Consider the following 13,999-nt stretch of genomic DNA (forward strand, 5'->3'; position numbering starts at 1 on the left):
ATGAAATCCATATCCCTTAGAACCTATGATAATCCTCAAAAAATAACCTTTGAAGAATTTAATCAGGAAAAGTATACACAGCTTACATATAATATCTCGTCCTATATTGATACTAAGTTTAAAGATTCGGATAAATGGGTGACATTACCAGAAATACTACAGGCAAATCCTCAGTTAGAATCTCTTGATATTTGGGGTTATAAGTCCCCAGACCTTGAGATTTCATTCAAGATAATGCCTAATCTCAAATCACTATCGTTTCGTTTTGATTCTTCACTTGTTCTTCCCAAAGATTGGGAAAATGCGACAAAACTGGAAAAACTTCAGTTATCTATACCTTTTGAAACAAAGGGAGTTGACAAATTTCCTGAGCAACTACAATACCTTCCCAATCTAACCAGTCTGCAACCTCCCCAAACAGACAATTATGAATGGTGGAGTTCATTGGCGAAACTACCAGCACTGAAAATGCTAAATTTACAGTCCTATACAACTCTACCCTTCTCTCTTGCCCGTATGCTGGAATTACTACATACATTTCCAGTATTGGAAGAAATAATAAACTTTTATCCCAAAAAGAGTGAGCCACTCACAGAAGTACTCTTAGGTCTGGATCGGTTCAAACATGTCGAACTCATATCCATGGTCTTTAAGGATATAACCAGTATCCCGTTATTCTTCAGTAAATTTAAGCAGGTAAGCTTTTTCAATTATCGGCATGTAGGTTATAAAGAAGTCAATAAATTTCGCGAGAAATACGCTACCCAACCACTATCCGACAGACACAGAGAGCTATTGTTTTTATGTAGCGTCAAAAGCTGGAATCGAGTCAAAACCTATACAACCAATCACTTACTCGAAAAACACAAGTCTACCGTTCCTGTTGTATTAATGGGTTATGAAAAGCTGGCTTCTGCCAATAAAACCACATTAAAAACCAAACTTAAAGACACACAAATATCACTGGAAGAGAAGTCAGGAGGAGAACCTATCTATATACTGCATACAAAAAGTGATTGGAATGTATTGGAGCAAGTTATTCTGGAGGACAAAAGTTTTATTGTGGAAGAACACCTGACTGAGTTTTTGCATTATCTGGAAAAACCCTATTTGCTTGAAAATGATAATGAAGAACTCAACCAGAGTATCATCCGGCTACTGTGTTCCGGTGATGATGAAAATGTAAACCTGGCCTTTCAAATGGTGGAAAGTGGTGGCGCTCCTGTAGCTGTACAAAGTATGATTGCAGCCATTGCCATGACACATAAAGATACCAAAATCCGGAAGAGAGCCCGTCAGGTATATCAGAAAGTGGGTAGTGCAGCATTTGTACCTCTTATGGGTAAACCAAGTTATAAGGAGACAGACTTCAATCTACGTATCAGCACACACGAAAATATAAGCCGGACTGACTTTTTGCTGATGGTAGAATACCAGCACCATCTCAACCGTCACTATGGAAAAAACACAGGTAGTTTGTCTATAGACTGGCGACGTCTGGGACTAAAGGAAATTACAGAAAACATCCTTTTATTTCCTAACCTGAAAACACTCCACCTAAGTTCAAACCCCGAACTGGATCTTGAAAAGGTATTTTCCTTACTGGTACAGATCCCTACAATCGAGAGGCTATACCTTAACGGATGTAAGGGTACTCTTCCTGCCTCTCTTAGTCAGTTACAGTCATTGGTTGAACTAGATGTTTCCAGTAACTCTATGGAAGATTTTAGCATTCTTGCACAATTACCCAACCTGAAACGACTGACAATGAAAGGATGCAAAGTTAAAAACTGGGACTGGCTCCAACAATGTCCAAAACTGGAATGGATATGTGTGAATAGTGCGGACCAACAAAAAATACCACATCAGAGTGAACAAATGTATGGAGGAGATTTATTCCTGAAAATCCGGTAACATATAATCCAATAATAAAATTTAAAAACTTAAAACAATCATTAGTTATAATTCAAACGCAGCATGGCTAAAAACGACAATCCCAACAGTCAGAATTTTAATTACATCACCTACGGCTCCAAATGTAACAGTCTAGAGCTGGAAGGATTTCTGGAACATGTACTCAAGTATACATTTATCACACCACCCAAACCCAATGAACCGCCAACACCTGTCTGTATCTGGGGACGGCATGGAGTTGGTAAAACACAGATTGTCCGAAATGTAGCAGATAAGCTAGGAGCTAATTTTGTCTATATAGCTCCTGCTCAGTTTGAAGAAATGGGTGACCTGGTAGGGATGCCTAAAATAGATGAAAACGGACAGCAAACCCATTTTATTCCTCCGGACTGGGTACCACGTACTGAAGGACCTGGAATATTCCTGATAGATGACGTAAACCGTGCCGACGACAGGATTTTGCGTGGTATCATGCAGCTGTTACAAAACTATGAACTGGTAAGCTGGAAAATGCCTCCTAAGTGGCATATTGTCCTTACCGCTAACCCTGATGGGGGTGATTATTCTGTAACGTCTATGGATGACGCCGTACTTACACGGATGTTGCACATCACTTTGCAGTTTGAAGTACAAAGCTGGGCACGTTGGGCAGAAGCAGCCAAAATCGACCCTCGGGGTATTAACTTTATCCTAACGTATCCTGAAATGGTAACAGGAAACCGGACGACCCCACGGTCACTGGTACAGTTTTTCAGAGAAACCGAAAAAATAGAGGATCTGTCAGAAAATTTACCTTTGGTAAAAATGCTGGCGGATGCCTCACTGGACGAAGAAACAGCTGCTGCCTTTCTGAGCTTTGTGAAGCTACAACTTAACCAGTTGATTAGTCCGGAAGAAATCATCAATGCCAAAAAATTTGATGGTATCGAAAAGCAGTTACGAGGACTTGTAGAACAAAAAACCAAACGACTGGATATCCTGTCTGTAATTTCTACCCGTCTTATCAACTATCTTATTGTTAACAATATCAGTATAGACAAGGCCCAAACGGATAATCTGAAGCTATTCCTGTTGCTGGAATTTATCCCGAATGATATGCGCCTATTTATGGCTCAGGAGTTGGTTAATAGTAAAAATACATCTCTTAAAAAGCTACTAGCTATTCCTGAAATAGGTAAACTATTATTGTCAAAAATGTAAGAACTAAAGTATAAGTTTAGCTAACATATAAAATCGGTGTTGAATTCTTTCGTGTATCAGTAAACTAACTATATATAAAAGGATTCAATGCTGATTTTATATGTACTATGTATTTAGTAAGAAATATATCATAGACCTCAATTTCAGCTTTTCATGGAAGGCCATAGTAAAACCTAGCAATCTTTTGTATATTTCACGCAGATCTTAATCTACAGACAAAGGTCTTTTATGACCAGGAAGAGTATTCATTTAATTTGTATTCTATATAGTATTTTCCTTCACTTTGGTTGTATATAAACAATCAGCACTGAAAAATGTATAGAATACTAAATCTAACAGATTAATTTCTACGTAGATAGTAAGACAATCATGCGTTCAGAACCACCTATTCTTCCTTTATCCAATCAGCAAAATTTAACCTAATTTTACGAAACCAAACTTAGTTGATTTCACTTCCGGGATCAAGCTGCTTATTTCCGTATAATGAAAATTTTACACTTTAATCAAAGAGATGATGGAGGGGCAGGCCGGGCAATGCTTCGCTTGCATCAGGGACTACGAGCTGACAAAGTTGAATCATCTGCTTTTGTGCAGGTAAAAACATCTGATGATGAATTTATATTCACACCCGATGGCTTTCTAGGAAAGCTATCAGCTAAACTTAAACTGAGCGAACACATTTCCCATCTTCCACTGCGATTATACAAACAAAGAACTAGTGGGGCATTCTCCCCTCCTTTTGCACTTCAGTCATTTACAGACATAGTGCACAAACTCAACCCGGATATCATCCACTTACACTGGATCAATCACGGGTTTCTGGATCTCAAAGCATTACAGGCTTTTCGTAAACCGATTGTCTGGACACTCCATGATATGTGGCCTTTTACAGGAGGTTGTCATTATAGTAATAATTGTGACAGATATAAACATACTTGTGGAGCTTGTACAGTACTAGGGAGTACAAAAGAAAAGGATCTATCACATTACATCTGGAAACGAAAAAATAAGTATTGGAAAGATCTTACTCTGTCAGTGGTGGCTCCCAGTACCTGGATGGCAAACTGTGCACGCGAAAGTTCGTTATTCCGAAATGTTCCAATCCAGCAAATTTCCAATGGTCTGGATATGAACCAATACAGGCCTATTGATAAGCAATCAGCGCGTCAGCTACTGAATCTACCCCAAGACAAATATTTACTCTTGTTTGGAGCTGCCAATATTGAAGATACACGCAAAGGCCTACATCTGTTACTCCCTGCCCTCCAACAACTGCATGAAAGTGAGCTCAATGATAAAATTGAATTACTTGTATTTGGAGCAACCTCTTTTCAGCAAATGGAGGAAACAGAATTTCCTATCAACTCATTGGGACGTTTTGCAGATAATCTGTCATTATCTCTTGTTTACTCTGCTGCCGATGTCTTTATTGCTCCTTCACTGGAAGACAATCTTCCCAACACCCTGGTTGAGTCACTGGCTTGTGGTACACCAACAGTAGCCTTTAATATTGGTGGTATTCCTGATATTATTGACCATCAGCAAAATGGCTACCTGGCCACACCCTTTAAACCAGCTTCTCTGGCAGAAGGAATCAAATGGATATTGAAATCTCCAGATAAACAGCTTTTGCGTGAAGCAGCACGTCAAAAAGCCGAATATTCCTTTTCATTAGATTCCCAAACAAAGCATTATCAGAGATTATATGAAAGTATATTGTCCGGCGTTACTATTCAATAACATGTGTCACCCTCAACTCTCTTTGTAGCTTATTTTTGTAGATTGCCTTTTATCAAATTTCAGAATGGCCTCTGTCTGTTATACAAGAGTAAAAGAAGATATAGCCATTTCCACTCCATTAATAATCACAGATACTTGATGCATTCCAGCATAAAATACCCTTGTGGTAATAGGTTTGAAGGAGTGGCGTTTGACCACAGTAATTGATTCTCCAGCTTTATATTCTCTTTCACTGATTTTAAAAACTTTTCTATTCAGACTTCCATTTGCTTTTAGATAGTAAATACCATATTCTAAGCGGACTATCTGGCTTTGTGTATGCGTATTAGTAACCACCATAGCAAATTCCAGTGTATCGCCCATTTTTACTTTCGTCGTACGAATTTCAAAACCCTTTACTGAAATGAAACTACTCTGTAAGCCGTAATACGATAATACCTCTGTATGCCCCTGTTTTAGTAAAGTTCTGCATCCATGCTTGATAATAGCATCTGTCTCTTTGCTGTGGCCTTTCCACTTATGTGCAATCTCCAGTACCACAGCCGGATTATCTTTTGCAATATCATTCAAATTATTAGCTACACTACGTCTTACCCATTCGGACGGGTCATTTTTCAGATTCTCGAGTAATGGCAAGATAGGCAAAGGATCTTTTTTCAGGGATGGAATAGCAATTCCCCAGGGCAAACGCGGACGACTCCCCTCACTGGCTAGCCGCCGCACTTTATGATTGGGATGTAAAGACCACTTAGTCATTTCGTGAATCATATCAGTGCCATATTTCAGTAAAAAGGGACGTACAGCAAATTCACAACTCACAAATTGGGTCAGCCTTTCCAGCACAGGTACTGCTACAGCCAGATCCTCCAATCCATAGAGAGCTACATATTCTGGTAAAAACACAAAAGCTAATCCATCTTCTCCCCATCCCTGCTCCAACAAAGCATCTACAGTTTTTAACAACAGTGGTGCAGCTTCTGGAAAAGCTGCAGGCAAAAAATGATGAAACACCTTTGTTGTATGTAACATCCGCTCCTTCCATTCCATGTTTGTGAAGGATTCTGTCAAGATCATCTTAACAAAAGTATCCTTCTCAAAGAATGGAATGACAGGAGTCACAACATCAGCAAAACGATTATAAAAAGCAGGTGTATAAATATCTTTGATCAGACTCATATTTTTGTTGCTTTAGTAGCCAGAGCTACATTTACCGATTATTGGAATAGAACCTTTGCTCGGCAAACATACACAGAAACAACACATAAGCCATCCCAAACTTGAGGAAAAGAGTTTGCAGTCTTTCTTGTTAGTGGTGTTATTACTAACACCCCATTTCCTACTGTTCAGGTTGGTACTACTACCAACCTGGATAAGAAAACCTCTTAAATCAATACATTATCAACAGGCTCTGCAGGTGCTGGCAAATTTTTCTCCTGAAGAAAACCTAACAGGTTTCGTTCAATAGTGGTACATAAAGCTGACAAAGGCAAATGATGAGGCTCTGTTCCAAATGGATCTTCGATCTCTTCTCCAATGGCATCCAATCCAAAAAAGGCTAGTGACACAAGAAACACCACTAGAGGTGTCAGTACTCCTGCAGTATCGACAATCCCGAAAGGAAGGAAGAAACAGAAGAATGCAACAATCCGGTGACCGAGTATGACATAGGTAACAGGAAACGGAGTGTTTTTGATTCGTTCGCAACCACCTTGTATAGCCGTTATCTCTGTAAGACTCGCTTCCAGTACAGGCAGGTGAAAATCATGTATCCATCCCTTTTGCCAGGCATGTTGAATCTTTTCACCCATTCGTTGTAAAAGTCCTAACGTCACATTAGGTTGTTCATTAAGCCAATTCAGATCCTGTTTGGAAAGATATTTTTTCAACTCTTCATCCGGTGTTGTATCACGTAGCAAATGACGTAGTGAGTGTACGTGCGCAATGATCATCCGTACGAGTTCCTGTTGAAAAGCCATATAAGGCTCAGGTACTGCGACTCCATCTTTCCCCAGTTTATCCAGCTCTCTTTCCTGCAATGAAGCAGGTTGCTTCACAACAAGCGTTATAATCTGCCGCGCAAAACTACGACTCACATTGACCAGTTGTCCCCAGAGAATACGTCCTTCCCAAAAACGATCATAAGCAGTATTATTTCGAAACCCCAGGAAAATACTAATCGCAACCCCCATAATTGTAAAGGGTATAGCTGTAAGTGTATAGGTCTTCACATCTGTCATAACTTCGATGACAGTTACTATAATAGCAACGCCTGTAGCAGCCAGTATACGTTCTCCGGATCTTTGCAGGCTGGTATGTCGAAAAGTAAAAAGAAGTTTGGACCAGGGAAACTTTTGTTTTAGAATCATGGTAAGAATGTATAGTTTATCAAGCTTTATAAATGGGTATATTTCTGATATGCACATATGACAGTCCGCTTGAAAATGGTTATCCATCTTTCAAGCAACTACATTATACACTTTGGGGTACTATTCAGTTAGGGTTTAAGCATAAAGGACGTAGAAGTCAAAAGTAAAATAATGTGCCTCTTCAGACTAACTAGCCTGACAATCCTTATGCTAGTTGCGATGTGGTACGATTTTCGTACAAGTCTGAAGGGAGACAGATAGTAGATTATCTACAAAATCAGATACTTTCATGTAGATATATCTGAAGAGTATACATAAAGCTACAAATGAAAGAAAGAGAAAAATAGCCTCATCGTAAATCATACAGGAAGTCATGAAAAAGGGTAAAAGATGTATCTTTTTGCTACTAGTATTTTTGCTATCACTGGGTAATAAAATCGCCTATACCCAACCCCACCAGAAACCCGGTTTCATCTCCCGTTACTGGAATAAACTTGTCAATGATACAAGTGCAAATGCCAAGTCTCAGTTTTTAGTTTATCCAACGCTGGCCTATGCACCCGAAACCAGCTGGGAGTTTGGGTTAAGCAGTCTCTATGTATTTTACGCCAAAGGAGATACGAACAATCGTTTAAGTGAAATCAATGGCTTTACGTTTCTTACTTTAAAACGACAATATGGCTTTTGGTTTGATCATGCATTATACTCTCACGAGAACAAATGGTTTTCGCTAGGTCGGCTGCGTCTCCAAAGTTTTCCTCTTCTTTACCATGGTATTGGTCCCGACTCTCCTGAAGAACATCTGGCCCAGGTCAATGCCAATCTGCTTCAGATTAGAGAAAGAGTGCTACGCAAGATATATCCGAGCCTTTACTTTGGACTGGAAGTTGACTATCAGCGATTAAGTTCTGTTGAGTTTGAACTCAATACAGATGAACCTATCGACCATCCGCCAGGGAGTACTGGCTCTGCCAATCTGGGAGTTGGTTTGGGAATCTTATATGATAACCGTCACAATGTATTGAATGTCCGTAAAGGGTTCTTTTCAGAACTTTCACTCCTGAATTATGACAAAAACCGTGGAAGCGACTTTTCGTTTACCTCTGTCATTTCTGACACTCGCATCTATCGTCCTATTAACAAACGGGATGTACTGGCAGCTCAGGTATTCGGACAATTTAACTTTGGTAATCCACCTTTTAATCAGCTTTCACTATTAGGTGGCGAAAGCATCATGCGTGGATATTATTTGGGTCGGTTCAGAGACAATAATCAGATTGCAGCTCAAGTCGAATATCGCTTTCTGCCTTTACCCCTGGGATTTACCAAACGAGTAGGCGCTGCTGTATTTGCAGGAAGTGGGACTGTATTTAACAGCGTTCGCACCTTACAATTTCATGATTTTGTATGGTCAGCAGGTGCAGGCCTTCGTTTCCTTATCTTTCCTAAGAAAGATATATTCACCCGATTGGATGTAGCCTTTACTCAGGAAGGTCCTGGTTTCTATATATTTATCGGAGAAGCATTCTAACAGAATCAGAATTGTAACATTTTCGGTTAGCATGCAGCATCAAACATTACAATTGTTTCTCAAGCATAATCATATGTTTGCATAGAATTCCATTTTCATAGATTGGTGCCGGATAATTGTCAACAAAAAAGTTTTTCCGGATTCCAGTTATTTCAAACCCTACTTTTTGATATAGATATAGTTGTTTAATTGCCCCATTGGCAGTTCCAATAACTAATGTTTTAAATCCTTTTTCTTTAGCTCGTTGGGTTGCTTCGTTTAATAAGTGAGTACCAATACCCAATCCCTGATAGTCCTTATGCACTGCAATATTTTTGATCTCTATTGCCTTAGCATCTAGGATGTAAAGAATGTATACTCCAATAATTTGGGAATTGTGTTCAAAAACATATATTTCCCCTCCCTTTACATAGGAATCTATGATTTCTATGGTCTCATCTGCTAGAAGCAGTAACTCATAGGGAATTTGCTCCTCTTTTTCCAACAGTCGGGTTTGTGTATAGTTTAAAGTCATATTGGCTAATTTCTGCTTTTCAATTTTACAGAATCTATTCTTTAATCATACAATATCCTACGAATCAAAGTTTTAGGAAAGCTCTTTCTAAACAACAGCAATTAGCGACATCTGTTCAAACAACAACAATCTGACTAACAATATATTACTACTTAAATGGGTTATCATTTCCCCAACTTTCTGACATAAACAGGTATATATACCTATTAAAAAATCTTACTCATACCTATACAGTTATCCATATTTACATTCGTCGATTTTAATCTTTCTTTAATTATTTCCTGACTATTTTGATTTATTTTTGTTGTAATGATATTGTCAGGTAACATTCCATCTGGCAAGCCTGACTTATTTTCTCTCGAAATTGAAGCCCAGGAATCGTTTTCACTACAGCCGGTTAAAGTAAAATTAACTTTTTTTCATCCGTCATTTTGTAATGAAAGATTCTAGTATATCGTTGGAAGAAGCGAAACGGCTTCAGGCATTGTTTTCATACCATATTTTGGATACTCCTGCTGAAAAAGACTTTGATGACATTGTTTGCCTTGCTTCCCAGATTTGCCAGACACCCATATCGTTGATCTCTCTCCTTGATCATGAGCGCCTTTGGGCTAAAGCGAAGATTGGTGTAGAAGCATCAGAAATTCCACGCGAGATTACTTTCTGCACATCAGCTATAACTCAGAACAATCTTTTTATTATTGGTAATACACTTGAAGATAATCAGTATTGTGAAAATCCTCTGGTAGTAGGCGATCCGCACATTCGCTTCTATGCAGGAATGCCTCTGATTACTCCAACAGGCTATAAGCTTGGTACATTGTGTGTAATGGATCAGGTACCAAGACAACTGACCTCAGAACAAAAATTTGCATTGGAATTGCTTTCCCGCCAGATAGTGCAACAACTCGAGCTTCGGCAAAAGAATCGGCAACTTGCCAATGATGCAGAGATCCTGCAATTACAAAATCAGCAGCTCAATGAAATGCATCAACGTTCGGAAGAAACCAACCAACTTATGAGTAGGTTTCTGTCTATCATCTCTCATGATGTTCGTACACCAGTTAATCTCCTACGTGGATTTTTACCACTACTCACTAACGATGACATACCTGCGCAAGAACAAAAAAAAGTAATTGACAAAATTAGTCTGATGCTGGTTTCCACAGATGAGCTATTAAGTAATCTGGTACATTGGACTTCCCGACAGATCAAAGGAATGTCTATTCACAATCAACCAATTAATCTTGAGAAACTGGTAGAAAGTGAACTTTTCAAGTTAGCGATATCGGCCTCTCAAAAACATAATCTGCTTATCAATGCAATGCCTTCTCTGACAGCGTGGGCAGATTATGATATACTTCGCTTTATACTTCGGAACCTATTGGGGAATGCAAACAAGTATACAGTCTCAGGTACTATTGAAGTAAGAGGCTGGGAAGAATATGATTTAGAGGGGAAGGAGCATCTGGTTATATCCATAAAAGACAGTGGTCGGGGAATGAGCAAAGAACAACAAAATAAATTGTTCAACTGGCAGGACAAAAATTCACAGCCAGGTACCAATGGGGAGCGTGGTTCAGGAGTAGGTCTACTTCTTTGCAGAGATTTTATCAGTGACCTGCAAGGCAGGATCTGGCTTGAAAGCAAACCTGATCAAGGAACGACATTCTTCTTTACTCTTGTCAAATACAATCAGGATCTGCATCGAAAACAACAACCTGACTATGCTCTTAAAGCGCTAACCTTATAAGAGAGGCCTACTAACAGTTTATCTCATATGGCATAGTAACAGAGTCTACGTTTTAGCGTGGACTCTGTTTTATTTTGGGGAAGGTCTTTTTTCAGATTTCTCATCAATTCTTTGAGGTAGTCCTAAAAATCAGGACAGTACCTCGTGGCAAGATCGGCTGCTTTTCCTTTTGGAGTGTATTTTTCTCTCATAAACCAAACGCAACTCTATTTGTCACGCCTGTCCCGACAAAGGCGGGAAGTTCCTTTCAGGAGGACAGAAAGAGGGAGTGTTTCTTTCTGAAAAACAACAGGATGAGAGAGCAAATTACCTTTTTCTCATAAGTTGGAACAACTCCTGGCTTTTATGAAATCATAAATACCCGACTCTCAATTCACCAGTCTTTTTGGCTCTACTGGTAATCCAGCCTCTTTTCGTAGACGAGCCATTGCCCAACACCACCAAGCGGTTTGTTCGCCGTTGCCTACATCTTTAATTTTCCAAGCAGCTCCTTTCAGGCTCTTTATATCCTGGTCAGTTAACTTATCCGCGGGTTTATATCCGGTTGCCTGCAGCCACCCTCCTTCCATATAGATAGGTTGTGACGCATTAACTTCCTTGATTAGTTGCAATAATTGTTGAATCCGGTTAAAGTCTTCTTCAGAACGAGCAAATTCTATTTCCCACGCAATCCCTTTTCCAATAATCTCATTGGAAACACGACCATCCGGATAACTATCAGTAGGCATCCAGGTAAGTCCATTGGTTGTTTTCATCATGGTTCGCTGCATAGCCTTCACTGTATTTTGTAGAATAGTATGATCCATACCCTCCCATTGGGCAGCAATTGGAGAAAGTGTTACCCACCCCATTCCCAGATAGGGAGTTCCCCCATTGCCATCCGGAAGCCGCATTTCCAGATAGGTGGTATCCCGGTCTCTGACTGTGGTTAAATTTTTACGAATGCCATCTTGTAGTACATTCAGTCTCTTTTGCCAGTAAGCAGCTAGTGTTGCATCTCCTCTACGCTGGGCCACTGCGGTCATTTCCTTTAATGCAGCACCTACAAAGCTCTGTGTCAGTAAGTCCCAGGCATCCCAGCGACGGCCATCCCTGGAATGTTCAAGTGCGATGTTTCTAACTAATCCTGTTTCAGTCGACCACCAGCCAGACGAAAGGTTCTGTCGATCACAGGTACGATTTGTCAAGGTCTTTATCAACTGCCAGGTCTTATCTTCAAAATCAGTATGCCCTCTCTTTAAAGCAAGTTTTGCCCAGGCCAGAATCACATGTGCCTGTCCATCTATTTGAGGTTCATCGCTGAGAATAGCATATTTCTGGTCTTTCAGTACAATTACATGTGGTATACGTTCCAGCCCATTTTCCTGTGTAGCCTTTAATACACACGAAATGGTTGCTTCGGCTTCCTGGAAACGACCTGTCTCAATTAGTAATGGCACCAAAGCACCTACAGTACGACAATACATTCCTTCATACGCACCGGTTAAGGATTCTGGTAGAAAACCATCTTTTCCCATACGATCCAGAAGACTATAATATGTATTTGTATACAACTTCTCAAAGTAGGGCGATTTTAATTCTGTTACAATAGCTTTAGGGAGGGTCTGTGCAGATAGTCTAGTACAGAATGCAACAAAGAGGGAGAGAATTAACAGATAAGATTTTTTGTAAACTAACATAGATAAGTATAGGAAATACATTCAGATTGTTTTTCAAGTAATAAAAAAACGATTGAATTAAAAACACCGCTGTATCACGGAAATTAGCAATCTATCATCTGTAAGCTATTTCCTGTATAATTTATTCTGGTAGACAATACACTCTTCTGTAGAATCTATAAAGCTCTTTATCAACACATTTAACAACAAGTAAGGCATGTTATTTTTTGTTTTTCTGTTTTTCATTTAAAAGTGTATGTGCTATGACAACCGAAAACAAATATGTTCTTATTACAGGTGCCACAAGTGGCATTGGATATGAGTTGGCGAAACTATTTGCAAAAGATCACTACAATTTGGTGATTGTAAGCAGAGATCAGCAGGAACTGGAAAATAAAGCGCAGGAATTCAGACAACTTGGAATAGATGTGGTTCCGATAGCCAAAGATCTTTTTAATCGGGATGCAGCGTTCTCATTATATGAAGAAGTAAAAAACAGAAACATTCAGGTTGATATACTGGTCAATGATGCAGGTCAGGGGATTTACGGAAAATTCCAGGATACAGATATAAACCGCGAACTAGCTGTTATCGATCTGAATATTGCGTCAGTAGTCATTTTGACTAAATGTTTCCTGAAAGACATGGTTCAGAGAAACTCAGGAAAAATCCTGAATCTGGCTTCTATTGCCAGCAAGACACCAGGACCATGGCAGTCAGTTTATCATGGTACCAAAGCCTTTGTCTTGTCCTTTTCAGAAGCTATTCGGGAAGAGCTTAAAGAAACAAACATCACTGTTACAGCCCTTCTGCCCGGAGCAACCGATACTGACTTTTTCAATAAGGCTGATATGGTATCAAGTAAGATTGTACAAGAAGGAAAACTATCTGATCCGGCAGATGTTGCCAAAGACGGCTATGAAGCACTGATGTCAGGAGATGATAAAGTTATTTCAGGATTGAAGAATAAAGTACAGATAGGCATGAGTAATATGATGCCAGATAGCGTAGTTGCACATCAAATGAATGAGCAGCAAAAACCAGCTTCTCAATCGTAAATAGATACATAGCCCCCTTTTTAAGCCAAACTGCTACCTATATGAGGTAGCAGTTTTATTTTGTATGTACACTCGTCATAACACTGAAAGAACGAGTATTACTTCATTACTTATATATTTAAACTCTTATAATAGTGTGCGAGTAGTCATCCGTTCTACTCACGACAGACAAACCAATATTATGATAGACAAAAATGACTGTTTAGCCTACTCAATCTGTCCATACGTCTATACTATCCAGATAGAAGGAAATATTGGAGACAGT

10 protein-coding genes are annotated in these 13,999 nt (G+C 39.4%); 6 read left to right on the forward strand and 4 right to left on the reverse strand.

The annotated features are described in order from the left end of the window. The 3 genes from QNI22_RS06485 to QNI22_RS06495 all read left to right on the forward strand — a co-directional run bounded on the left by QNI22_RS06485 (position 1) and on the right by QNI22_RS06495 (position 4,854). Positions 1-1,914 (forward strand): leucine-rich repeat domain-containing protein, encoded by a 1,914-nt coding sequence (locus QNI22_RS06485; protein ID WP_314509811.1) that lies wholly within the window; start codon positions 1-3, stop codon positions 1,912-1,914. A 63-nt stretch (positions 1,915-1,977) separates the two neighbouring features. Then, positions 1,978-3,114 carry an AAA family ATPase gene (locus tag QNI22_RS06490; RefSeq protein WP_314509812.1) on the forward strand — a complete coding sequence of 379 codons (1,137 nt, stop codon included), beginning with the start codon at positions 1,978-1,980 and terminating at the stop codon, positions 3,112-3,114. 483 nt (positions 3,115-3,597) lie between these two features. Continuing rightward, complete coding sequence (locus tag QNI22_RS06495; protein WP_314509813.1) at positions 3,598-4,854, forward strand: glycosyltransferase family 4 protein; 1,257 nt, start codon at positions 3,598-3,600, stop codon at positions 4,852-4,854. A 78-nt stretch (positions 4,855-4,932) separates the two neighbouring features. On the opposite strand, the gene QNI22_RS06500 is transcribed toward QNI22_RS06495, so the two are convergent. Both QNI22_RS06500 and QNI22_RS06505 read right to left on the reverse strand, forming a co-directional pair. Beyond that, positions 4,933-6,030 (reverse strand): DNA alkylation repair protein, encoded by a 1,098-nt coding sequence (locus tag QNI22_RS06500; RefSeq protein ID WP_314509815.1) that lies wholly within the window; start codon positions 6,028-6,030, stop codon positions 4,933-4,935. Positions 6,031-6,236: 206 nt separating this feature from the next. After that, on the reverse strand, positions 6,237-7,220 hold the full coding sequence (locus tag QNI22_RS06505) for a bestrophin family protein (protein ID WP_313977461.1): 984 nt from the start codon (positions 7,218-7,220) through the stop codon (positions 6,237-6,239). A 373-nt stretch (positions 7,221-7,593) separates the two neighbouring features. Here QNI22_RS06505 and QNI22_RS06510 point away from each other — a divergent pair, with 373 nt between their 5' ends. After that, positions 7,594-8,751, forward strand: coding sequence for a BamA/TamA family outer membrane protein (locus tag QNI22_RS06510; RefSeq protein WP_314509817.1), 1,158 nt, complete (start codon positions 7,594-7,596; stop codon positions 8,749-8,751). Between the two features lie 46 nt (positions 8,752-8,797). Here the strand turns inward: QNI22_RS06510 and QNI22_RS06515 are convergent, their stop codons facing one another. Next, positions 8,798-9,265: a GNAT family N-acetyltransferase gene (locus QNI22_RS06515; RefSeq protein WP_314509818.1), complete on the reverse strand. Its 468-nt coding sequence runs from the start codon at positions 9,263-9,265 to the stop codon at positions 8,798-8,800. 436 nt (positions 9,266-9,701) lie between these two features. On the opposite strand from QNI22_RS06515, the gene QNI22_RS06520 reads away from it, so the two are divergent. After that, the gene (locus QNI22_RS06520; RefSeq protein ID WP_314509820.1) at positions 9,702-11,018 is read left to right on the forward strand and encodes a GAF domain-containing sensor histidine kinase; all 1,317 of its coding nucleotides are present in this window, start codon (positions 9,702-9,704) and stop codon (positions 11,016-11,018) included. A 368-nt stretch (positions 11,019-11,386) separates the two neighbouring features. Here QNI22_RS06520 and QNI22_RS06525 read toward each other — a convergent pair whose 3' ends face one another. Continuing rightward, complete coding sequence (locus QNI22_RS06525; protein WP_314509821.1) at positions 11,387-12,697, reverse strand: hypothetical protein; 1,311 nt, start codon at positions 12,695-12,697, stop codon at positions 11,387-11,389. Between the two features lie 242 nt (positions 12,698-12,939). Here QNI22_RS06525 and QNI22_RS06530 point away from each other — a divergent pair, with 242 nt between their 5' ends. Next, positions 12,940-13,734: an SDR family NAD(P)-dependent oxidoreductase gene (locus QNI22_RS06530; protein WP_314509822.1), complete on the forward strand. Its 795-nt coding sequence runs from the start codon at positions 12,940-12,942 to the stop codon at positions 13,732-13,734. Positions 13,735-13,999 lie beyond the last annotated feature (265 nt).

Origin of the sequence: Xanthocytophaga agilis (genome assembly GCF_030068605.1) — a bacterium.
Classification (GTDB): Bacteria; Bacteroidota; Bacteroidia; order Cytophagales; family 172606-1; genus Xanthocytophaga; species Xanthocytophaga agilis.